21 protein-coding genes are annotated in these 20,644 nt (G+C 62.6%); 6 read left to right on the forward strand and 15 right to left on the reverse strand.

The genetic code is table 11. From position 1 onward, the window contains the following. Nucleotides 1–150: 150 nt before the first annotated feature. Genes L630_RS0110890 through L630_RS0110900 form a run of 3 tightly spaced genes read left to right on the forward strand, consistent with a single transcriptional unit; the run spans nucleotide 151 to nucleotide 3,219 of the window. On the forward strand, nucleotides 151–1,344 hold the full coding sequence (locus L630_RS0110890; RefSeq protein ID WP_024848287.1) for an NEW3 domain-containing protein: 1,194 nt from the start codon (nucleotides 151–153) through the stop codon (nucleotides 1,342–1,344). Next, nucleotides 1,341–2,279 (forward strand): ABC transporter ATP-binding protein, encoded by a 939-nt coding sequence (locus L630_RS0110895; RefSeq protein WP_024848288.1) that lies wholly within the window; start codon nucleotides 1,341–1,343, stop codon nucleotides 2,277–2,279. The genes L630_RS0110890 and L630_RS0110895 overlap by 4 nt, the downstream gene beginning before the upstream one ends. Continuing rightward, nucleotides 2,269–3,219 (forward strand): ABC transporter permease, encoded by a 951-nt coding sequence (locus L630_RS0110900; RefSeq protein WP_024848289.1) that lies wholly within the window; start codon nucleotides 2,269–2,271, stop codon nucleotides 3,217–3,219. Before L630_RS0110895 ends, L630_RS0110900 begins: the two co-directional genes overlap by 11 nt. 5 nt (nucleotides 3,220–3,224) lie before the next feature. Here L630_RS0110900 and L630_RS0110905 read toward each other — a convergent pair whose 3' ends face one another. The 10 genes from L630_RS0110905 to L630_RS0110950 form a co-directional block, all read right to left on the reverse strand. Beyond that, the gene (locus L630_RS0110905) at nucleotides 3,225–3,722 is read right to left on the reverse strand and encodes an RES domain-containing protein (protein ID WP_024848290.1); all 498 of its coding nucleotides are present in this window, start codon (nucleotides 3,720–3,722) and stop codon (nucleotides 3,225–3,227) included. Nucleotides 3,723–3,730: 8 nt separating this feature from the next. Beyond that, nucleotides 3,731–4,081: an antitoxin Xre/MbcA/ParS toxin-binding domain-containing protein gene (locus L630_RS0110910; RefSeq protein ID WP_024848291.1), complete on the reverse strand. Its 351-nt coding sequence runs from the start codon at nucleotides 4,079–4,081 to the stop codon at nucleotides 3,731–3,733. Between the two features lie 104 nt (nucleotides 4,082–4,185). Beyond that, on the reverse strand, nucleotides 4,186–5,268 hold the full coding sequence (gene ugpC / locus L630_RS0110915; protein WP_024848292.1) for a sn-glycerol-3-phosphate ABC transporter ATP-binding protein UgpC: 1,083 nt from the start codon (nucleotides 5,266–5,268) through the stop codon (nucleotides 4,186–4,188). A 12-nt stretch (nucleotides 5,269–5,280) separates the two neighbouring features. Further along, nucleotides 5,281–6,129 carry a sn-glycerol-3-phosphate ABC transporter permease UgpE gene (gene ugpE, locus L630_RS0110920; protein WP_024848293.1) on the reverse strand — a complete coding sequence of 283 codons (849 nt, stop codon included), beginning with the start codon at nucleotides 6,127–6,129 and terminating at the stop codon, nucleotides 5,281–5,283. Between the two features lie 55 nt (nucleotides 6,130–6,184). Then, nucleotides 6,185–7,069, reverse strand: coding sequence for a sn-glycerol-3-phosphate ABC transporter permease UgpA (ugpA, locus tag L630_RS0110925; protein WP_024848294.1), 885 nt, complete (start codon nucleotides 7,067–7,069; stop codon nucleotides 6,185–6,187). Nucleotides 7,070–7,149: 80 nt separating this feature from the next. Next, complete coding sequence (ugpB, locus tag L630_RS0110930; protein WP_024848295.1) at nucleotides 7,150–8,460, reverse strand: sn-glycerol-3-phosphate ABC transporter substrate-binding protein UgpB; 1,311 nt, start codon at nucleotides 8,458–8,460, stop codon at nucleotides 7,150–7,152. 316 nt (nucleotides 8,461–8,776) lie between these two features. Beyond that, nucleotides 8,777–9,460, reverse strand: a complete 684-nt coding sequence (locus L630_RS0110935) for an ABC transporter ATP-binding protein (protein WP_024848296.1) — start codon at nucleotides 9,458–9,460, stop codon at nucleotides 8,777–8,779. Beyond that, nucleotides 9,457–10,662 carry an FtsX-like permease family protein gene (locus L630_RS0110940; RefSeq protein ID WP_024848297.1) on the reverse strand — a complete coding sequence of 402 codons (1,206 nt, stop codon included), beginning with the start codon at nucleotides 10,660–10,662 and terminating at the stop codon, nucleotides 9,457–9,459. Before L630_RS0110940 ends, L630_RS0110935 begins: the two co-directional genes overlap by 4 nt. A gap of 2 nt (nucleotides 10,663–10,664) precedes the next feature. Continuing rightward, nucleotides 10,665–11,708 carry an efflux RND transporter periplasmic adaptor subunit gene (locus L630_RS0110945; protein ID WP_024848298.1) on the reverse strand — a complete coding sequence of 348 codons (1,044 nt, stop codon included), beginning with the start codon at nucleotides 11,706–11,708 and terminating at the stop codon, nucleotides 10,665–10,667. Nucleotides 11,709–11,900: 192 nt separating this feature from the next. Then, nucleotides 11,901–13,367: a phosphomannomutase gene (locus L630_RS0110950; protein WP_198019542.1), complete on the reverse strand. Its 1,467-nt coding sequence runs from the start codon at nucleotides 13,365–13,367 to the stop codon at nucleotides 11,901–11,903. Nucleotides 13,368–13,652: 285 nt separating this feature from the next. On the opposite strand from L630_RS0110950, the gene L630_RS0110955 reads away from it, so the two are divergent. Beyond that, entirely contained in the window at nucleotides 13,653–15,071 is a 1,419-nt protein-coding gene (locus tag L630_RS0110955; RefSeq protein ID WP_144708636.1) for a hypothetical protein, read from the forward strand. Here L630_RS0110955 and L630_RS0110960 read toward each other — a convergent pair. Genes L630_RS0110960 through L630_RS0110975 form a run of 4 tightly spaced genes read right to left on the reverse strand, consistent with a single transcriptional unit; the run spans nucleotide 15,048 to nucleotide 18,836 of the window. Next, nucleotides 15,048–15,785 (reverse strand): ABC transporter permease, encoded by a 738-nt coding sequence (locus tag L630_RS0110960; RefSeq protein WP_024848301.1) that lies wholly within the window; start codon nucleotides 15,783–15,785, stop codon nucleotides 15,048–15,050. The genes L630_RS0110955 and L630_RS0110960 overlap by 24 nt on opposite strands. Then, nucleotides 15,782–16,720, reverse strand: coding sequence for an ABC transporter ATP-binding protein (locus L630_RS0110965; protein ID WP_024848302.1), 939 nt, complete (start codon nucleotides 16,718–16,720; stop codon nucleotides 15,782–15,784). The genes L630_RS0110960 and L630_RS0110965 overlap by 4 nt, the downstream gene beginning before the upstream one ends. Next, complete coding sequence (locus tag L630_RS0110970) at nucleotides 16,717–17,916, reverse strand: ABC transporter permease (RefSeq protein ID WP_024848303.1); 1,200 nt, start codon at nucleotides 17,914–17,916, stop codon at nucleotides 16,717–16,719. Before L630_RS0110970 ends, L630_RS0110965 begins: the two co-directional genes overlap by 4 nt. Before the next feature lie 8 nt (nucleotides 17,917–17,924). Then, nucleotides 17,925–18,836 carry an ABC transporter substrate-binding protein gene (locus L630_RS0110975; protein WP_024848304.1) on the reverse strand — a complete coding sequence of 304 codons (912 nt, stop codon included), beginning with the start codon at nucleotides 18,834–18,836 and terminating at the stop codon, nucleotides 17,925–17,927. A 115-nt stretch (nucleotides 18,837–18,951) separates the two neighbouring features. Between L630_RS0110975 and L630_RS0110980 the strand changes: the two genes are divergently transcribed. Further along, on the forward strand, nucleotides 18,952–19,875 hold the full coding sequence (locus L630_RS0110980; protein ID WP_024848305.1) for a DMT family transporter: 924 nt from the start codon (nucleotides 18,952–18,954) through the stop codon (nucleotides 19,873–19,875). Between the two features lies 1 nt (nucleotide 19,876). Here L630_RS0110980 and L630_RS0110985 read toward each other — a convergent pair whose 3' ends face one another. Then, nucleotides 19,877–20,113: a hypothetical protein gene (locus tag L630_RS0110985; RefSeq protein WP_024848306.1), complete on the reverse strand. Its 237-nt coding sequence runs from the start codon at nucleotides 20,111–20,113 to the stop codon at nucleotides 19,877–19,879. Between the two features lie 235 nt (nucleotides 20,114–20,348). Here L630_RS0110985 and L630_RS21310 point away from each other — a divergent pair, with 235 nt between their 5' ends. Beyond that, entirely contained in the window at nucleotides 20,349–20,582 is a 234-nt protein-coding gene (locus tag L630_RS21310) for a hypothetical protein (RefSeq protein WP_024848307.1), read from the forward strand. The last annotated feature ends 62 nt before the right edge of the window (nucleotides 20,583–20,644 follow it).

Below are 20,644 nucleotides of genomic sequence, written 5' to 3' on the forward strand. Positions count from 1 at the left end.
GGTCCGTCGGACGTCGTAACTGCAAGTCAATACCATGCCGCGCCACGCATGCCCGCTTCTGTTCTGGCAATCCCGCCCGTCCAGAGAAGGGCGAAGCGTGCCTGCGCGGCCCACTGATTTTTCGCACATCAACGAAAATGGGAGAGAACGATGACAACCAAGTCGGGATCGCTTTTGGCTGTGACCTCTCTTGTGACGATTCTGCTCGCGGCCGTGCCGGCCGGCGCGCAGGAGGCAGGAACGGGGGAGGCGCTGAAGGGTTTCTGGCTGACCACATCCTATCCGGAACTGGCGATCAAGCCGGGTGAGACCCATACCCTCTCGCTATCGCTGCGCAACGAGAACCTGCCGCCGCAGCGTGCCTCGATCGAGGTGGCCGGCGTGCCGGAAGGGTGGGAGTGGGCGCTGAAAGGCGGCGGCAAGGAAGTGTCGGCCGCGATGGTCTCGCCGGATTCCACGGAACGGCTGTCGCTTGAACTGACCCCGCCGCAGGACGCGGCTACCTCAGAGGCCTACAACATTGAGGTGAAGGCCCGCACGGCGACCGACACCGTTATACTGCCGCTGACCGTGAGGCTGTCGGGCTCAGAGACGGCGTCTTCCGGGCTGTCGCTTGATCCGGAACTCCCTGGCCTTCGCGGCACCTCGCGCTCCACCTTCTCCTTCAAGATCAAGGTGAAAAATGAAGGCGCCGAGGACGGCCTGTTCAATCTCGCCGCCAGCGTTCCGGCCGGCTTCAATACCCGCTTCAAGAAGGGCTATGGCTCTGAGGAGATCACCGGCGTGCCGATCGCTGCGGGCGCGACCGAGACGGTGACGATGGAAGTCATTCCGGCGCGCAATGCTGCAGCCGGTCGCTATGATGTCGGGCTTGAGGTTTCGGGCAACGGCATCGCAGAGTCGACGCAGGTGAGCCTCGAGATCACCGGCGAGCCGCAGCTGCGCCTGGTAGGCCCGCAGGAGCGCCTGTCCGGTGAAGCCGTCGCCGGCAAGGAAACCAGCTTCGCGTTTACTGTCGTCAACGCCGGCACCGCGCCGGCCTCTGGCATCGAAATGGCCGCGACACCGCCGACCGGCTGGAACGTCGAATTCGACCCCAAGGAGCTTGGCCAGCTTGCGCCAAACTCCACCGCGGAAGTCAACGTGAAGATCACGCCGTCGGAGAAGGCGGTGGCCGGCGACTACATGGTCTCGCTGCGCGCGGAAAATGACACCGTGTCCGAAAGCGTGCAGTTCCGCACCACCGTCCGCACCTCGACCATGTGGGGCGCCGCCGGCCTCGGCATCATTGCTGCCGCCGCGCTGATCCTCGGCGGCGCCGTGACGAGGTATGGCCGGCGATGAGCGAAATCGTTCTTGAGGCGAAAGGCCTGACGAAGAAATACGGCAACTTCGCCGCCGTTTCTGGCATCGACCTCAGCGTCAGCAAGGGCGAGGTTATCGGCCTGCTCGGTCCCAACGGCGCGGGCAAGACGACGACGATCCTGATGCTGCTTGGGCTCACCGAGGCGACCGAAGGCACCGTCAACATCCTCGGCAAGGACCCGCTGCGACAGCCGCTCGAGGTCAAGCGCGAGGTGGGGTATCTCCCAGACGCCGTCGGCTTCTACGACCTGATGACGGGGCGCGAGAACCTGCGCTTTACGGCGAAGCTCTCCGGCATGAGCCGGGAGGAGGCCGAGAAGCGGATTGCGGACGCGCTTGCCACCGTGCGGCTCAGCGAGGTTGCTGACCGCCGCGTGGCCACCTATTCGCGCGGCATGCGCCAGCGTCTGGGCATCGCCGAACTGATCATGCGCGAATGCAAGGTCGCAATCCTCGACGAGCCGACCTCGGGCCTCGACCCGCAGTCTACCTATGACCTCCTCAACCTCATACAAGAGCTGTCGCAGGGCGGCATGACGATCCTTCTGTCCTCGCACATGCTGGACGTGGTGCAGTCAATCTGCACGCGGGTCGCGCTGTTCCATCGCGGCCGCATCGGCTTCTTCGGCACGATCGAGGAACTTGCGGCGCGGATCGGCCGCGGCTCCTTCGTCATCGACGTCGAGGCGGATGGGGCCGACCTGCAGAACGTCGGCGCGCAGATCTCCGGGGTATCCTCCGTGCAGCGGCAGCCCGACGGACGCTGGCAGGTCGAGGCGGCACACGACGTGCGCCCGGACCTCGCCCGCCTGATCGTTTCGGCGGGCGGATCGCTGAAGAACCTCGACCTCAGGAGGGCGCGCCTCGACGAGGCCTACGACCAGTATTTCAGGGAGCTTGCACATGCCGCGTGAAGGTTCACCGTTCAAGGGCGTCGGCATCGTCGCCCTCAAGGAGGCGGCCGACCACATGTCGAGCGCCCGCATGCATCTGGTGATGCTGCTGGTGTTGTTGACGGCAATCGCCGCCGCCTGGGGTGCCATCGACCGTATCCGCGACACGACGGCGGAAGACGCCTATCTGTTCCTCAAGCTGTTCACGGTCGCGCGCGAGCCGCTGCCGTCGTTCGCTGCCTTCCTCGGCTTCCTGCTGCCGCTGGTGGCGATCAGCCTCGGCTTCGACGCAGTCAATGGCGAGTTCAACCGGCGCACCATGAGCCGGCTGCTCGCACAGCCGGTTTATCGCGATGCGATCCTCTTCGGCAAATTCCTTGGCGGGCTTCTCGTCATCGCGATCGCGTTGCTGACCTTGTGGCTGCTGACCGTGGGCCTTGGCATCCTGACGCTCGGCCTCCCGCCCTCGGGGGCAGACATCGTCCGCAGCGTGTTCTGGCTGATTGCGACGCTGTTCTATGCGGGCGTGTGGCTGGCGCTGGCGATCTCGTTCTCGACGGTCATCCGCACGCCGGCGACCTCGGCCCTCGCAGCGCTCAGCGTCTGGCTGATCCTGACCTTCTTCTGGGGCATGATCGCGCCGCTGCTGGCGAGCCTCCAGCCGGTTGATCCGTTCGATCCGGTCAGCATCGTCAATCAGTACGAGCTGCAGCAGTCGATCGCTCGGTTCTCACCGCAGACACTCTACAGCGAGATCACCGGACTGCTGCTGAACCCGTCGGCGCGCTCGGTTGGCCCGCTCTTCATGCACCAGCTGCAGGGCGCTGTCATTGGCGCGCCGTTGCCGACGATGGAGAGCGTCATGATCGTCTGGCCGCAGATCTCCTGCATGGTCGCCGCCATGCTGGTGCTGTTCACGCTGGCCTATGTCGTGTTCCAGCGCCAGGAGGTGAGGGCATAGCTCGCCTAGCGGGACAGGCGGCCTTCGTCGTCAATGACGGTAAGCCGTGCTGGGGCGCCCGCGCCCCAGCGCCACACCACGAGGTTGAGGTCCTCCGGCGTCGCGCCCTTCGCGAAACTGCGTACCAGCAGCCCGTGATAGCCGGCCTCGACAAGTTCGCGCGCAAACGCCTGCGTGCGCGCCTCTCCCCTAATCCGCATCTGGTCGCGCCAGGTCGTATCGGCGAGACCCACGGCATCCATGCCGAAAACATCAAGTGCGTCGTCGTCGCGGCTGTCGAAGACGTTGCCGATGTCGGCGTCGTAGGAGACGAGCGTTGTCGGTTGCAGGCTGCCGGCCTGGTTGGCCTCGCGCAGCGCGGTCATGATGCTCAGCGAGAGGTAGAGGGCGGGCGTGCCCTTGCGGTTGAAGCGTCCGCCATACAGTTCAGCGCCTCGGCCGGACAGCGGCTCGCGCGCGTAGACGGGATTGATCGCCCGGTAGAGGGTGCCTTGATAACGCAAGGGGCGGCTCAGGCGTGAACGCCGGCGTCGACGGCGTCGATATAGTCGAGCACCTCGTTGGCACGTCCCTCGCGCACCACCTGCATTGCCGTGAGGCCGGAGAAGCCGGGCAGGGGCTCGGAGCGGTACCACGCATAGGCCATCAGGGCCGACCCGAAGCGCGGCTCGACCTTGTTGATGATCTCGGTCACCTCGCGCAGGCGCCGCTGGGTCTTGTCCGAGCGCAGCCGGTCCTTGCGCTGGATGGCGTCCTTGCCGAGGCCCGCGCTGCGGGCGATCTCCTCGCTGGTCGTGCGCAGCACTTCCGCGATCTTGCGCGGCGAAAAGATGCCGTCATCTGCGTATTGTGCCAGGCCCATGGAATCACCTCATGAAAAATGCCGCTGTTTCTGACGAAATATAGCGTCAGAAACAGCGGCATTCAAGGAATGAGCTGAGCGGAGGTCGTGGCACCGCGTCGTTGTCAGATCCGCAGACCCGTCGCGGCGTCAAAAATGTGCGCCATGCCGGGTTGGACGGCGAGCGGCAGCACGTCGCCGTCCTTCACGCGGACGCTTCCGGGCAGGCGCGCGATCAGCGGCTCTGACCTGCCGTTGCTCGACAGTGGATAGCCATGCGCGAGCGTATCGGCGCCCAGCGTTTCGACTGCCGTCACCTTGAGTTCGAGGTCGGCGGCGGTGGCATCGTTCACCAGCGTCATGTGCTCGGGGCGGATGCCGAGCAGCACGTCTCGGCCGGGAGCAGGCAGTGCGGTTTCCTTCGGGTTCACCGTGCCGCCGGCGGCCAGCGCCAGACCGTTTTGGGTACCTTTGGCGGGCAGAAGGTTCATGGCCGGCGAGCCGATGAAGCCGGCGACAAAAATGCTCGCAGGGCGCTCATAGACCGCAAGCGGCGTGTCGATCTGCTCGGCGCGGCCCTGGTTCATGACCACCAGAGTATCGGCGAGCGTCATGGCCTCGACCTGGTCGTGGGTCACGTACACGCTGGTGACGCCCAGCGACTTCTGCAGGTTCTTGATCTCGATGCGCATCTGCCCGCGCAGCTTGGCGTCGAGGTTTGACAGCGGCTCGTCGAACAGGAACGCCTTGGGGCTACGCACGATGGCGCGGCCCATCGCAACACGCTGGCGCTGGCCGCCCGAGAGCTCGCGCGGCTTGCGCTCGAGGAAATCGGCAAGTCCGAGTGTCGCTGCTGCCTCGCGCACGCGCCGGTCTATTTCGGCCTTGTCCATGCCGCGGTTGCGCAGGCCATAGGCCATGTTGTCGTAGACCTTCATGTGCGGATAGAGCGCGTAGTTCTGGAACACCATGGCGATGTCGCGCTCTGCAGGGCCTCTTGTATTCACGACTTCGCCGCCGATCGAGACGGTACCCTCGGTGATTTCCTCCAACCCCGCGATCATGCGAAGCAGGGTGGACTTGCCGCAGCCTGAGGGGCCGACGAGGACGCACATCGCGCCATCCGGGATCGAGATCGACACGCCTTTCACAGCCTCGACACGGCCGGCATAGACCTTGCGGACATCCTTCAGTTCAACTGTTGCCATAAGCTGCGTTTCTCACTTCTCAGTTTCGACCAGGCCCTTCACGAACCAGCGCTGCATCAGCACCACCACCAGGATCGGCGGCAGGATAGCGAGCACGCAGGTGACCATGACGAGGTGCCACTGGGTGTCGGCATCGGCAAAGGAGATCATTTTCCTCAGCGCGATGACGATGGTGTTCATGTCGTTGCGGTTGGTGACCAGCAGGGGCCACAGGTACTGCGTCCAGCCGTAGATGAAGAGGATCACGAACAACGCCGCGATGTTGGTCTTCGACAGCGGGAGCAAAATGTCCTTGAAGAACCGCCAAGGTCCGGCGCCATCGACGCGTGCGGCCTCGACCAGTTCGCCGGGGATGGTGAGGAAGAACTGCCGGAACAGAAGCGTGGCCGTCGCCGAGGCCATCAGCGGCAGGGTCAGGCCCGTATAGGTGTCGATCAGGCCGAGATCGACCATCACCTTGTAGGTCGGCAGGATGCGCACTTCCACCGGCAGCATCAGTGTGACGAAGATCACCCAGAAGAAGAACATCCGCAGCGGGAAGCGGAAGAACACGATTGCGAAGGCAGACAGGATCGAGATGACAATCTTGCCGATTGCGATGGCCAGCGCCACGACCGTGGTGTTGAAGAGCAGGGTGCTGACGTCGACGCCGCCGATGCGGCCAATGCCGCCGAACAGAGCCGTCGTGTAGTTCTCCCAGAAGCGGCCGCCCGGCAGCAGCGGCAGCGGCGGACGCAGGATCGTCTGCAGCGAGTGCGTCGAGGCGACGAAGGTGTAGTAGATCGGAAAGGCGACAATCAGCAGGCCGATGATCAGGATCGCATGGGCCGTGTAGCGCGAGCCGCGGCTGATGCCGAGCATCCCGCCCTGTTCCTTGCGGCCGAGCGCGACGGCGCGGGTGGCCGGTTGTGCGAGATCAGCCATAGTGCACCTTCCTTTCCACGTAGCGGAACTGGAAAGCGGTCAGCAGGATCACGATGATCATCAGGATGACCGACTGAGCGGCGGAGTCGCCGAAGTTCAGGTTCACGAAGCCATCGTTGTAGACCTTGTAGACCAGCGTTTCGGTCGCCTTGCCGGGGCCGCCACCGGTGACAGCATGGATGATGCCGAAGGTGTCGAAGAAGGCGTAGGTCGTGTTGATGACGAGCAGGAAGAACGTGGTTGGCGCCAGCAGCGGGAAGATGATCGTCCAAAAACGCTTGGTCTCTCCCGCGCCATCGATGGCGGCTGCTTCGATCAGCGTCTTAGGGATGGCCTGCAGCCCGGCGACGAAGAACAGGAAGTTGTAGCTGATCTGCTTCCATGCCGCTGCCGCGATGACCAAAGCCATCGCCTGGGGACCATTCAGCAATGGATCCCATTGAATACCGGCGGAGCGCAGCATGTAGGCAAAGCTGCCCATGGTCGGGTTGAACATGAACAGCCACAACATGCCCGCGATTGCCGGAGCAACCGCATAGGGCCAGATCATCAGCGTGCGGTAGAAGCCGCGGCCTCGAATGATCTTGTCGGCCATGACGGCGAGCAGCAGCGCGATGACCATGGCGATGAAGGCCACGGAGACCGAAAAGATTGCCGTGGTCTGGACGCTGTCGATGTAGCTCGGCTGGCTCAGCACCCGGCGGAAATTCGCAAAGCCGACAAAGGTGCTCTTGAGACCGAACGGGTCTTCTCGCAGCACCGACTGGTAAAGCGCCTGGCTTGCGGGCCAGTAGAAGAACACAATGGTGATAGCGAGCTGCGGCAGGAGCAGCAGGTAGGGCAGCACCTTGTTAGGAAAGACGACGCGTGGGGACAAGGGGTCTCCTCAAGCTGGCGTGGACAGCATCGGACACCCGCGCACGCGGCGCGGGTGTCCATTAATCAGCAAAGCTGGCTTTAGTTGCCGAGGGCCTGCTGAATTGCCGCGTTGCCGCGCTCGACGGCCTTGTCGAGAGCCTGCTGGGCAGTCTGCTCGCCGGCGAGCATCTTCTCGAACTCTTCGTTCTGGATGTCGCGGACTTGCGGCAGGTTGACGAGGCGCACGCCCTTCGAGTTCGGGGTCGGCTCCTTGCCCATCATCTGCTGGATCGGGATCTCACGGCCCGGGTTCTTGTCGTAGAAGCCGGAAGCCTTGGTGGCCTCGTAAGCTGCCAGCGTCACGGGCAGGTAGCCAGATACTTCGTGCAGGCGCTGCTGGATTTCCGTCTGCGACAGGAAGTTGAAGAAGGCTGCGACTGCCTTGTACTCTTCGTCGCTTTTGTTGCCGAACACCCAGAGGCTGGCGCCGCCCGGGATCGTGTTCTGCGGAGCGCCTTCGAGATCCGGATAGTATGGCAGCTGGCCGAGGCCGTAGTTCATGCCCGACTTGATCACGTCGCCGAGACCGCCCGAGGACTCGGTCATGATCGCGCATTCGCCCGACAGGAACAGCTGCTTGGCCTCGGACGTGCGGCCGCCATAGCGGAACGTGTCATCCTTGGCAAGGTCGGCAATGTTCTGGAAGTGACGGACGAACGGCTCGGTATTGACGGTGAGCTCCACGTCAGTTGCGCCAAGGCCGTTCTCATGCGTCGCGTACTGGAGGTTATTCCAGGCAGCGAAGTTCTCGAGACCGATCCAGGTCAGCCAGGTCGAGGTCAGGCCGCACTGAGCCGCGCCGCTCGACTTGATCTTCTTGGCTGCCTCGAAGACTTCCGGCCAGGTTTTTGGCGGGTTTTCCGCGTCCAGACCGGCTTTCTGGAAGATGTCCTTGTTGTAGTACAGAATCGGCGAGGAGGAGTTGTACGGGAACGACAGCATCGTGCCGTCGGGCTTCGAGTAGTAGGCAACAATGCCGGGCAGGTACTGGCTCTTGTCGAACTGTGAACCGCCCATCGAGATGACGTCGGCGACCGGCTTCACGGCGCCCTCGGCGGCCATCATCACGCCGGTACCGACGTCGAACACCTGGATGATGTGCGGAGCCTGGCCGGCGCGGAAGGCGGCGATGCCTGCGTTGAGGGTCTCGGGATAGGTGCCCTTGAAGACGGGCGTCACCTTGTATTCGCTCTGGCTCTCGTTGAATTCCTTCGAAAGCGTCTCGACGACCTCATTGTTGGCACCGGTCATCGCATGCCACCACGAAATCTCGGTGACTGCGAAAGCAGTCGACGTCGAGAGAATGGTGAAAGTTGCGGCGATGCCCGCCGCGAAGCCCTGAATTTTCATATTTGTCTCGCTCCCAATTAGTTGGCGAAGGCCGGGCCGCAGCAATGCTTTGGCGATGCTTCGGCGCCGGTTCCGCAGACGGTAGTATTGTCTCTATGTGACAGTTTCACAACCGTTTTGATTTTCTTTGTGCTGTTTCACTTTTAGGGCAGTGCGAAGCAAAAGCGAAACCAAGCGAAACAAAGACTGGCGCGCCCCCCCCCCAGGCGCCGCTCAGGCTGTGGAAGCGCAGCCTGCGTCAGGGCCAAAGGTGGGAAAAGCCTATGAGCGAAAGTTTGTAATGTTGCCGCTTGCAGGGGACGCGAATCCCCTTCCGTCAGCTTTCGGCGACAGCCTTGCCGTCGACCACCTTGATCTGCCGCTTGCACGCTGCAGCGATCTTTTCGTCGTGGGTGGAGATGAGAAAGGTCGTCTTCTCAGTCTCGTTGATCTCGCGGATCAGCTCCATGACCTGCCCTGCAGACTCGCGGTCGAGGTTGCCGGTCGGCTCGTCGGCGAGCACCAGCTCCGGCTGGTTCATCAGCGCCCGCGCTATTGCCACGCGCTGCTTTTGTCCGCCCGAGAGTTGCGTCGCGCGAAAGTGGATGCGGTTGCCCAGCCCTACCCGGCGCAACAGCTCCTCGCCGCGCTCGCGTGCCTCGCGCGTCTCGCGTCCCTTACTGACGGCAGTGGGGAAGACCACGTTCTCGAGCGCCGTGAAATCTGGCAGCAGGTGATGAAACTGGAAGACGAAGCCGATGTGACGGTTGCGGAATTCGGTCAGCGCCGCATCGCTCGCACTCGTCATGTCCTCCCCGAGCATCGCATGGCTGCCGGATGTCGGCCGCATCAGCGTGCCGAGGATGGTGAGCAGCGTGCTCTTCCCGGACCCTGAAGGGCCAAGCAGGGCGGCGAGATCGCCCTCGACGAGCGTGAGGTCGAGGCCGCGCAGCACGCGCGTTGCCGTCTCGCCTTCGCCGAAGGTCTTGACCAGATCGCGGATCTCGACCAGCGCCGTCATTGGCCAATTACCTCGACAGGATCGACCCGGGCGGCGGCGCGCGCGGGCAAGATCGATGCGACCATGGCGCCGAGGACAGTTAGGAGAACGGCCACAAGGTAGTCGCCCTGGCGCACGTCGATCGGCAACGAGCCCGACTGCGCCTGTTCCGGGACCGGAAACGGCGACATGACAACGTAACCCAGCCCTGCGCCGAGCACGCCGCCGATCAGGCCGACGAGGATGCCCTGGATCACGAAAACGACGACGACGAAGAAGCGGCTTGCACCAAAGGCGCGCATGATGCCGATCTCCGGGCGGCGGCGATAGGTGGACAGCAGCAGCGCGCTTGCCACTCCAATGACGATAGTGACCAGCGAGAAGGCCTTGATCAGGTCGCCGGAGTTTTTCTGGGCGCGAAGGCCATCAAGGAGCTGCGCGTTGTTTTCGGTCCAGGGCGTTGCCTTGAGTCCCGTCATTGCGGCAATGCGCTGGGCGTAGCTTTCGGCTGCATTGAGGTCGTCGAGCTTGATCTCGATGCGGCTGACGCCCTGGTCAAGGTCGAACAATGAGCGCGCCGCCGCGAGGCTGACGAAGGCAGTGCGCGAGTCGAGGGTCTCGACGCCAACGGAGAAGATGCCGGCGATGATCAGCGCGCGCTCGACATTGCGATCTGATTGCAGGTTGATGACCTGGCCGACGCGCAGGCCAAGGTCAGAAGCGAGCGTTGCACCGATGATGATGCTCGAATTGGTCGTCCGGGCCGAGCCGGCAATGAGATGGCCGTCGATGTCGGAGATGGCCGAAACCTTGTCGGCCTCGACGCCCTTGACGTAGACCGGCGCGCGCGACTGACCCCGCAGAATGAAGCCGTTCCCGACGATCTGCTGCGAGGTCGCACGGATGCCGTCCATCGCCTCGAGCATAGGCAGGAAAGCATCGGCCGTGCGCAGCACTTCGCGCTGTCCGACTGCCTTTTGGTAGACGGTTGCTGCTGTATCGGGCCTTGCCGAAATCAGGGTCGCATCGCGGCTTGGCGCCTCGATGGTGACATGTGAGATGTCGCCGACGGTTCGGTCAACGAGGAACATGCCGAGGCCGCCGATCAGGGCGCTGATGAACACGAAGACGAACACGCCGATGGCAACGCCCAGCACCAGAAGTCCCGTCTGCAGCTTGCTGGAGCCGAGATAGCGCAGGGCGAATTTCAGCGCATAGAGCATGTCTAGCCCGCCGCGACCTTCGCGCCAGGCTTCACCGAGCCGGGGTCGAGGATCACTACATCTCCTTCGGTAAGACCTTCGGTGACAATGACACGCTCGGCCGGCCAGTCGGCAAATTTGACCTCGCGCTTCGACGCGACGCCATCGCTGATGACAAGAACGTGGCTCTGGGTACCTTCGGTGATGATCGCTTTGCGCGGCAGCGACAGGGCGCTGTCGAATTCCCTGACAATCACGTTGGCGTTAACCGTAAGGCCGATTGGCAGCGATCCGTCGCTGTCGAGTGAGATCTTGACCTTGCGTCCGCCTGTCGACGGATCGACCTTGGGCGCCGCGAAGGTGATGGTGCCCTCCTGAGCGACGCTCGCGCCCACTGGTTGCAGCAGCGCCTTCAGCCCCTCGCGGATGTGGGAGGAATAAAGTTCGTCGATGTCGGCCTCCACCACCAGTTCGCTGGTGTCGGCGATGACGAACAGCTCACTCTGCGTGTCGACGAGCTGGCCGAGGTCCACGCCTCGGGTGAGGATCACACCGGAGATCGGCGCGCGGATCAGGTATTGCGAAGCCTGTTCCCTGATCTGCTCGAGCACCGCCGCGAGGCGCTGCGTCTCCTTGACGGCGCTAGCCAGCGAAAGCTCGGCATCTTCCAGCGCAGAGCGGGGGCTGTTTACTCCGAGCGCCTTGGCGCGTGCGACTGTCACTTCGGCCTGGCGCTCCTTGCTGCGCTGGCCTTCGAGGGCGGCGGTAGCCTCATCGACCTGCGCCTTGACGAGTGCGGTGTCCAGCGTAACGAGCAGGTCACCCGCCTTCACCCTGTCGCCTTCATCGGCATGCAGCTCTATTGCCTTGGCTGAAACCGCCGCGCGGACCGTCACGCTATGCCGGGCCGCAACGCGGCCGTTGACCGCCAGCACCTGCGAAACGGGTCCGGCGCTAACTGTTTCGGTTGCAACGGCGATGGGCTTTTCCTCCCACGGTCGGGCATAGCCCGCCCAGGCTGCGGCAACTGCAAGGACAGCAACAACAAGGACCCAACGCTTTCTCAAATCGTGCCGCCTCGAACCCGCCAGCTGATGCTCATTGAAAATCCCGCCCCGATGGCGCGATCAACCCGCCAGCCGTCGTTCAGGTTCCCGGCAATATAATGACGCGGAAGGGCCCGACAATCCGCCGGGATTGCATTTCATCCATGCGGGAACCGTGCTCTCAGAGGGGGCCAAGGATGAATTGCGGGGGCGTTAGGAGCCGCGTGCCATGTCCAGTGCGAAAGCATTGAGCTTTTCTGCTCGGGCGCTTGAATCGGATTCGGTGTAGCAGCGAAGTTCGGGTGCATTTCCCGACGGACGAAAGTGAATGATGTCGCCGCTGGCGAAGGTCATGCGGACGCCATCAGTTTGATCGACGCTGAGGAGGTCTCCGCAGTGGCTGTACAACCGCTTGAAGAGCGGGCTCCTCTGCGGATCTGCCGCGTTGATAGCTAATTGCTTCACAATTTCCAGACTGTTCTCATTGGAAAAATCCCGCAGCCGGTCGCTGTATGTAAAGCGTTGGGGAAGCTCAGCGCACAGTTCTGATACTGTTCGTCCTCTTAATGTGGTCAGGACACTAAGAAGCGGCAGCATTGCATCGCGGGTCAACAGCGCCGTAAGGACCCGGCCATTTCGCTCGATCGTGCTGCCGAGGACGAAACCGCCGTTGGCCTCGTAGCCGCAGACGATGCCGCTGCGCCTCTCCCGCTCTGCAAGCATGGCGGAGATGAGGTAGGGGGAGCCGATCCGGGTTCGTATGATGCGTGAGAAACGGCTGCTGCGCTCAAGCGCGGTGCTGCTGCTGATGGGGGTCACAACGCACTCTGCGCCGAGTTCCCGCGCGCATAATAGGCCAATAGTGTCTCCGCGCAGCCACTCCCCGGTCTGATCCGCGAGCATCGGCCGGTCGGAGTCACCGTCGGTCGAGACAATCGCGTCCAGCCTGTGTTCCTTCACCCATGCTTTTGCCTGTAGGCGAAGGTCCGGAGGTATTGCCTCAGTATCGACAGGCACGAAGCTTTCGCTGCGTCCCAACGGAACGACCACGGCGCCCAGTTCACGAAGTGTCCGTATGAGCATATCCCGCCCGACGGCCGAATGCTGCCAAACGCCGATCTTCAGGCCTTGGAGCGTGGAAGAACCGAAGAAATCGAGATATCGGCTGACATACAGATCTGCGATAAGGTCTGCCTCGGGATGTCGAGCAACCGCCTCCAGCGTTTCGCCAGCGGTGAAGCGGAAACGCTCCACGGGCACCGGCTGGCGCAGGATCGCTGCTTCGTCATCCTTGAGGATTTCGCGGCTGGAACGGTGGAACTTGATGCCGTTTCGCTCCGCCGGGATGTGACTGCCCGTCACCATGATAGCGGGAATGCCTCGTGCGAAAGCGTAGTAAGCAAGGGCGGGCGTAGGGATCAAGCCGCAGAAGACAGGCTGACCGCCAGCGTCCCGAATTGCTCTCGCACAGGCCTGCAGCAGCCTCGGCGTGCTCTCCCTCAGGTCGCCAGCGACAGCTACAGGGCCGGAATGAAACTCGCCCTCTTGCCGGAGAAACTCAAGGAAGCCTGTCACAGCACCCCAAACGATGCTGTTCGTCAGGCTCGTCGCCAGCCCACGCAGCCCGCTGGTCCCAAATGCGGCCCCACTTCCTGCGATAAGTTCATCGACGGTCAGCAATGTCCCCTCCACAGCGCGACGGTAGGATTGTGAGCGGGGCCAGTCAATCATATGACAGAGGCCTCATCGGGAGGAACGGGATCAGGCAATGCCTGGTCTGTTTTCGCATGGATTGCTGCGAGTACGGGGCTCTGCGAAGGCCGCGGACTTCTGCGTCGGTGAGTAAGCAGAAGAATGGGCTGTGAAGTTGCAGCCTCCTACTTCCCTCAGTCTGTTCGCTACCTCCAAAGAACAGGTTTAGCTCGCCTGGGCTAGGCGCCTAAGTTCAGCGATCAGGTGATCGCGATGCCCAACCCTCAGACTCTTGCAATGACAGCCAGCGCGCAGGCAGATGCGATGACCATCCCCGCCCCGCCGTTGTCGAAGCGGCCGCGTCGTGCAGGACCATTCGGAAGGAGCCATGGGCGCACCATGGGCGAGGCAAGGACCGACAGGAAGCCCTTCCCGCTTCCATTGTTCCTGCTGCTGTTTTCCCTGCAGATCCCCTGGATCATACCGCTAGGGCCGGTGCGCCTGACCCCATATCGCATCGTACTTCTGCTGCTGGTACCCTTGTTGCTCTACCGTTGGTGGTCCGGCGGCGCCGGGCGGAAGCGGATGACGGATATTGCGCTGCTTCTCCTTTGCATCTGGGCCGGCGTGGCGATGGTGGCCGTGCACGGCGTAGATTTCTCGGTCGAACCGGTCGGCATTTTTTTCATCGAAGCGATGGGCGGCTTCCTTGTCGCGCGTTGCTATATCCGCGATGAGGACACCTTCTACCGGACGGTCCGGATGCTCTTCATCATCACCGTCATTCTGCTGCCTTTTGCGCTCATCGAGTCGGTCACGGGACGCAACCTGATCATGCAGGCCTTTCGGATGGTTCTGCCGACCTATGGTGATGCAGGCATGCCGCTGCGCTGGGGGCTGAACCGCGCGCAAGTCAATCTTCTTCATCCGATTCATTTTGGCCTGACCATCGGCTGCACCCTCACGCTGACGTGGCTGGTCCTCGGGTATGGGAAGCCACTTTTCAACCGCCTCATGAAGGCAGGGCTTGTCTTCTTCACGTCATTCCTCTCGCTGTCGTCAGGTCCGCTGACGTCCGTCGTCGCACAGATCGGCTTGATGGTATGGAACCGGGTTTTCGCGCGAGTCCCGATGAAGTGGGGACTGATGGCTGCGGGTGGCGTGACGCTCTTCATTCTCACGGAGCTGTTCGCGAACAGGTCGCTAGCCGTCATTCTGATTTCGCTGTTCGCGTTTGATGAGCACTCCGCGTACATCAGGACGCTCACATGGCAGTACGGGACCGAGTCGATCCTCAACCATCCCTTATGGGGAACGGGGTTGGGCATGTGGGAGAAGCCGGACTGGCTTACCGAAAGCATCGACATGTACTGGATCATCAATGCCGTTCGGCACGGCATTCTGGGAGGTGTTCTCACCTTCGCGGCGTTCATTCCTGCTCTGTATCAGATCGGTCGAAAACCGCTTTCCGATGAGAAGCTGAAGGCCTATCGAGCCGCCTATATGTACACCATGGCCAGCTTTTTCATCGCGGGATGGGCCGTCCACTATTGGGAATCGACGTATATCCTGTTCGTTTTTCTCCTCGGCAGCGGATTCTGGATCCTGGATTGCGAGGAACCACCTGCGGTGGACAAGCGGAGGGCGCGCAACAGGCCTCGACGCCCTTCAAGAAGTACCACGAACAGCTAGATGCCGCTCCAGCGCGAACAGCGCGTCGTGGATGAGGATCGCCATCACGGCGACGACCAGAGCCCCCTGGAGGACGAAGGCGAGGTTGTTGGACTGAAGCCCGGCGATAATGACTTCGCCGAGGGTCGGCGCGGCGACCGTCGAGCCGATCGTCGCGGTTGACAGGCTGATGACGGCGGCAACGCGAACGCCGGCTAGGATCAATGGCAGACAGAGTGGGAGCTCGACCGAAAAGAGGCGCTGCCAGCCCGTCATACCGACGCCCCTGGCCGCTTCCTGCACGTCGCGGGGGAGATTGGTGAGACCCGTTAGCGTGTTTTCGAAGATTGGCAGCATCGCATAGAGGAAAAGGGCGAGGAAGGTCGGCACCACGCCAAAGCCGGTCGCGGGTACGGCCAGCGCCAGCACCGCCACGGGCGGAAAGGTCTGGCCGATGTTGACGACGCTGCGGGCGAAGGGCAGCAGCTCGGTGCCGAACCTGCGGGTGACAAGAATGGCCAAAGCGATAGCCAGAACGCCGGCAGCAACCGTCGCGACAAAAACGAGCGCCAAATGCTGCGCCGCCAGCATGAGCAGGCTGGCGCGGTCGTAGATCGCGGGAGCGGTGCCCTGCGCCAGGCCGGAAAAGAGCGGAGCGAACGAACGGGGCGTCACCAGAAATGCGGCCAGAAGCCAAAAGGCGAGGGCGCGGAGCAGCGTCGGCAGCCACTTCATCCCGGTCCCGCCCCGTTCCGTGTCAGTGCCTCGAGGGTGATGCGCCCGAGCAGGTCGCCGTTCCCGTCAGCGACGGGAAGGCTGGAAGCCCCATGCCACAGCATCTCGGCAAGGGCGTCACGCAGCGACAAATCGCTGCAAACGGCCGGGCCCTCCGCAGGGCCGGCTTCCATGATGTCGGCGACGCGGCTGAAGGAGAGCAGCCGGAACGGCCGCTCGGCCTTGCCGACAAGGGATTCGACGAAAGCGCTCGCAGGATACCGCAGAACTTCCGCGGGATCGGCGTACTGGATCAGCTTGCCCGCATCCATGACTGCGATGCGGTTGCCCAGCGCAAGTGCCTCCTCCATGTCGTGCGTCACCATGACAATCGTGGTGCCGAGCCGCTTCTGGATCGCCAGAAGGTCTTCCCGCGCCTTATTGCGGATGATCGGGTCGAGGGCGCCGAAGGGCTCGTCCATCAGGAGAATGTTGGGTTGCGCGGCAAGAGCGCGGCCGACACCCACGCGCTGCTGCTGGCCGCCTGAGAGCTCGTGCGGATAGCGCGGGCCGTAGACTTCGGGCTCAAGCTGAAACAGCAACAGCAGTTCATCGACGCGTGCCTTGATGCGTCGACGGTCCCAGCCGAGCAGACGGGGCACCGTGGCGATATTTTCCGCGACCGTGCGGTGAGGAAACAGGCCATGCTGTTGGATCACGTAGCCCATCGAGCGGCGCAGCTCCGGCCCCGGTACGTTTCTGTTGTCGACGCCATCGATGCGGATCGTGCCGCGATCGAGCTCGACCAGCCGGTTGATCATACGAAGGAGCGTCGTCTTGCCCGAGCCCGACATGCCGACGATGGTCACGAACTCGTGGGCGTTGATCGTCATGGTGATGTCGTCGACGGCGGTAAGGCCGTTGAAGCTTTTGCCGACGCCCTCGATCTCGATCATCGCGCGCTGCCCCCTGATGGTGGCGGTGAGGCAAGCTCGATCAGCACGTCGAGAATGACGGCCGCGGAGAAGGCCAACAACACCGTCGGCAGTGCGCCGAGCAGGACGAGATCAGCCGCCATCTGGCCGAGGCCCTGGAAGACGAAAACGCCGAAGCCGCCGCCGCCAATCAGCGCGGCGATGGTGACGAGGCCGATGTTCTGGACGAGGACAATGCGCACCCCGGTCAGGATCGTTGGCAACGCGAGCGGGAACTCGATCTTCATCAGCCGCTGCAGCGATGTCATGCCCGTGCCGCGAGCGGCCTCGCGGACGTCTGGTGCTACACCCGCGAGACCGGCGATCGTGTTCGCGACCACCGGAAGCAGCGAATAGAGGTAGAGCGCAAGGAAGGCAGGGGCGGCGCCGATGCCGCGAATGCCGAGGGCGCTGGCGCCAGGAACGTTCGCTGCCACCCAGCCGAGCGGGGCAATCAGCAGAGCAAACATTGCCATCGAGGGGATGGTCTGGATCGTGTTGAGGACGTTGAGCACAGCGCCGCGCAATGACGGCGCGCGATGGCAAAAGATGCCAATCGGCACCCCGGTAAGGATTGCCGCGGCCACTGAGCCGACTGCCAGCAGAAGATGGCTTCGCCCTTCGTTCCAGAAGCTCGCAGCGCGGTTGGCGTACTCCTTCATCAGGGAGAGATCATCCCAAAGACCGATCGTCAGCCCCCCGCCGAGCAAAAGGTAGAAGCCTGCGAGAAGCAGCAACCGGATGAGCGGACCGGCCGCGAGACGGGAGAGAGCGTCCGTCACCAGAAGGCCGAACGCAAAGACAAGCAGCCAAAAGCCGGAGGCGGGTGAAACTCGCGCGAGGCGGTCGCCTTCGGGCGTAAGGTGGGTGCCGCTGAGGCCGATCAGCACGAACAGGAACGCCAAAATGCCGGCGCCTATTGCCAGACGGGGGAGCGGGTGGCTTCTGACGAGGCTGAGGGCCGCGACTACGGCGATGACGAGCGTGGCCACGATCGCAAGCGAATGGGGCACGGCGTTCCAGAGCGCTACCGCGTCGCCAGGTACGATGCGGTTGGCGCGAAACGTCGCGAACGGCAGGAAGACCAGCGCAACGAGCGCCAGCCCTGCAACGAGAAGACCGGGTTTGTCGATGTGCAGGGCTGGTTGCTTGGTGGCACTTGCGGCAGTGGTCGCCACCGCGGCGCCTATTTCAGGAGGTCGTTCGTCTTGAGGAAGTCTTCCGCGACTGCGTTCGCGGCTTCACCGCCCACCTGCACGCGGCCGTTGAGTTCCTGCAGGGTTTCGAGGTCGAGCCTTTCGAACACAGGCTTCAGTAGTTCCTCGATCTGCGGGTACTCCTTCAGAACATCCTCGCGCACAATCGGAGCTGGCTGGTAGACCGGCTGCACGTTCTTGTCGTCCTCGAGCACCACGAGCCCGGACGAGGCGATGCCTCCATCCGTGCCATAGACCATGGCCGCATTCGCGCCGCTGGTCTGGTTCGCCGCGGCGGCAATGGTAGCTGCCGTGTCGCCGCCGGATAGGGTGATCAGCTGGCCGGACTTCAGTTCAAAACCATAGGTGCTCTGGAAGGCGGGCAGCGCGGCAGCCGAGTTCACGAATTCGGAAGAGGCCGCGAGCACGACCTTGCCGCCGTCGCTGACAAATTTTCCGAAGTCTGACAGCGTCTTGAGGTGGTTTTCCTGGGCGAGTTCCTGCCTGACCGCGATGCCCCAGGTGTTGTTGGCGGGCGAGGCTGTCAACCAGACGATCTGGTTTGCCTCGTAGTCCAGCTTGCGCGCTTCCTCGTAGGCTTTCTGAGCGTCCTTCCAGATCGGCTCGTCTGCCTTATCGAAGAAGTAGGCGGCATTGCCAGTATATTCAGGGTAGATGTGGATCTCTCCGGCGATGATCGCGTTCCTCACGACCGGAGTTGCGCCGAGCTGGATCCGGTCGGTTGTAGAAATGCCACCATGCTCGAGGACCAACCGGATGATGTTGCCGAGGACGCCGCCCTCCGTGTCGATCTTGGAACTGACGACCACCTGCGCCTGCGCCGGCGTCAACGAAACGAACAGCGCAAGCGCCGCCCCTGCAAAGGATTTCACTGCCAGCATGGACCCTCTCCCAACGGACACATTTTGGAGCGCAACGCACGAGCGAGCATCTGGTTGCATTCCGCATGGAGATTGGTGCTAAGAACCGCCCACGACAAAGATTCGGACCCCCACCGTGAACCCTCCCGTACATCGCCAGTCCAACAACCGCGTCGGCATGCTCTACATGACGGCGGCCTGCCTGATCTTCGCGATCCAGGACGGCATCTCTCGCCATCTGGCGGAAGACATCAGCGTCTACATGATCGTCATGGTGCGCTTCTGGGTCTATGCGGCACTGGCGCTGATCTGGGCGGCGCGCAGGCCGGGAGGCTTCCGTACCGCGGTGGCGAGCGCGTATCCGGTGATGCAGATCCTGCGCGCAGTGTTCATGATTGCCGAGATCGTCGTGATCATGTTCTCGTTCGTGAAGCTGGGGCTGATCGCCACCCACGCTGTGTTCGTGAGCTACCCGCTGATCATCGCCGCGCTTTCGGTGCCCATCCTCGGCGAGAAAGTCGGCTGGCGCCGCTGGCTGGCGATCTTCGTCGGCTTCATCGGCGTCCTGGTGATCATCAATCCGAATGAGGCGGTACTTAGCCTGTGGACCCTCGTGCCGCTCGCAGCCGCCACCCTGTTCGCCATCTACAGCGTGTTGACGCGCTATGTGGCCGCGGGTGACAGCGCTGCGGTAAGCTTCTTCTGGACCGGCGTGTTCGGCGCCGTGATCATCACACCAATCGCTGCACTACACTGGGAGCCCATTGCGGTGCGTGAGGCAGGGTGGCTGGCGCTTCTCTGCGTGCTGGCGATGGTCGGTCACTGGATGCTGATCAAGGCCTACGACGCAGCGGACGCTTCGAGCGTTCAGCCATTCGCCTACCTCCAGTTCCCGTTCGTTTCGATTGTCGGCCTTGTGGTGTTCGGAGAGGCGCTCGCCACCAACGTTATCATCGGAGCGCTGATAGTGGTCGGCGCAGGTCTGTTCACCTTCTGGCGCGAGCGCGTGCGGCGGCGCGCTGCGCTGGCGCAACAGGCACAGGAGCATAACGCCGGCTAAACTAGCCAGCGTCCTTTTCTTCCGTTTGAATATCGGGCTCGAGAACGCCGTAATCCCCCGACTTGGCTCCTGGCTTGGCCGGGAGTTTGCCCTCCGCGGCAAGACCGCGGCGCAGAAGTTCGCGCACCGCCGCTGCTCTGCTCGGCATGCGTCGTTCAAAACGCCAGTCTTCAAGCGCCGCCAGTTCTTCGGCAGTCAGCATGATCTGAAGGCGTTCCTGGCGTTCAATTTCAGCCAACGAATCCCCCTGAACGGGATGAGTAAGTGATGCTAATTGCACAAAGTTAGGAACCGCCGGAACCAGCGTCAAGTATAGCTTGGTCTAAAGGCCTGCAATGGACGCAAGAGGGCCAGATAAAGCAGTTGGTGCATATTGCTAACTTATTGAAAATAAATAACAAATATCAGATATTACCCTTGCATTTCCGGTCAGTCCCAGTCATGCTTCGGTCATGCACAGAAAGGAGCCGTCAATGATGAAAAGGCTCGACATGCCTGAACTCAACGCCGATCTTGCGGAACTGGTTCGGCAAGCGATGGCGACCAATCGGGTCGTGAACGTCCCCGTCGTTGCGGAACAGCTCAGGCGCAAGCATGAGCATCTAAATATCGCGCTTGAAGATCTCGAAGAGCTCGTCCTGCAGTCGGCCAGCCAGCTGCCATACCCGATCGAGTTCGACACCAACGGCGACGACGCAAAGCTATAGATAGCCGGATCTGTAAAGCTGAATGCAATTGGATGGCGCTCAATCGAGCGCCATCGTTCGTC

This window comes from Aminobacter sp. J41 (assembly GCF_000526635.1).
Taxonomy (GTDB): domain Bacteria; phylum Pseudomonadota; class Alphaproteobacteria; order Rhizobiales; family Rhizobiaceae; genus Aerobium.

Excerpts from the sequence above, each read along its gene's own strand:
- L630_RS0110890 (WP_024848287.1), top strand. The coding sequence starts at position 151 with ATGACAACCAAGTCGGGATCGCTTTTGGCTGTGACCTCTCTTGTGACG.
- L630_RS0110895 (WP_024848288.1), top strand. The coding sequence starts at position 1,341 with ATGAGCGAAATCGTTCTTGAGGCGAAAGGCCTGACGAAGAAATACGGC.
- L630_RS0110900 (WP_024848289.1), top strand. The coding sequence starts at position 2,269 with ATGCCGCGTGAAGGTTCACCGTTCAAGGGCGTCGGCATCGTCGCCCTC.
- L630_RS0110910 (WP_024848291.1), bottom strand. The coding sequence starts at position 4,081 with ATGGGCCTGGCACAATACGCAGATGACGGCATCTTTTCGCCGCGCAAG.
- ugpC (WP_024848292.1), bottom strand. The coding sequence starts at position 5,268 with ATGGCAACAGTTGAACTGAAGGATGTCCGCAAGGTCTATGCCGGCCGT.
- ugpE (WP_024848293.1), bottom strand. The coding sequence starts at position 6,129 with ATGCTCGGCATCAGCCGCGGCTCGCGCTACACGGCCCATGCGATCCTG.
- ugpB (WP_024848295.1), bottom strand. The coding sequence starts at position 8,460 with ATGAAAATTCAGGGCTTCGCGGCGGGCATCGCCGCAACTTTCACCATT.
- L630_RS0110935 (WP_024848296.1), bottom strand. The coding sequence starts at position 9,460 with ATGACGGCGCTGGTCGAGATCCGCGATCTGGTCAAGACCTTCGGCGAA.
- L630_RS0110940 (WP_024848297.1), bottom strand. The coding sequence starts at position 10,662 with ATGCTCTATGCGCTGAAATTCGCCCTGCGCTATCTCGGCTCCAGCAAG.
- L630_RS0110955 (WP_144708636.1), top strand. The coding sequence starts at position 13,653 with ATGCCCAACCCTCAGACTCTTGCAATGACAGCCAGCGCGCAGGCAGAT.
- L630_RS0110960 (WP_024848301.1), bottom strand. The coding sequence starts at position 15,785 with ATGAAGTGGCTGCCGACGCTGCTCCGCGCCCTCGCCTTTTGGCTTCTG.
- L630_RS0110965 (WP_024848302.1), bottom strand. The coding sequence starts at position 16,720 with ATGATCGAGATCGAGGGCGTCGGCAAAAGCTTCAACGGCCTTACCGCC.
- L630_RS0110975 (WP_024848304.1), bottom strand. The coding sequence starts at position 18,836 with ATGCTGGCAGTGAAATCCTTTGCAGGGGCGGCGCTTGCGCTGTTCGTT.
- L630_RS21310 (WP_024848307.1), top strand. The coding sequence starts at position 20,349 with ATGATGAAAAGGCTCGACATGCCTGAACTCAACGCCGATCTTGCGGAA.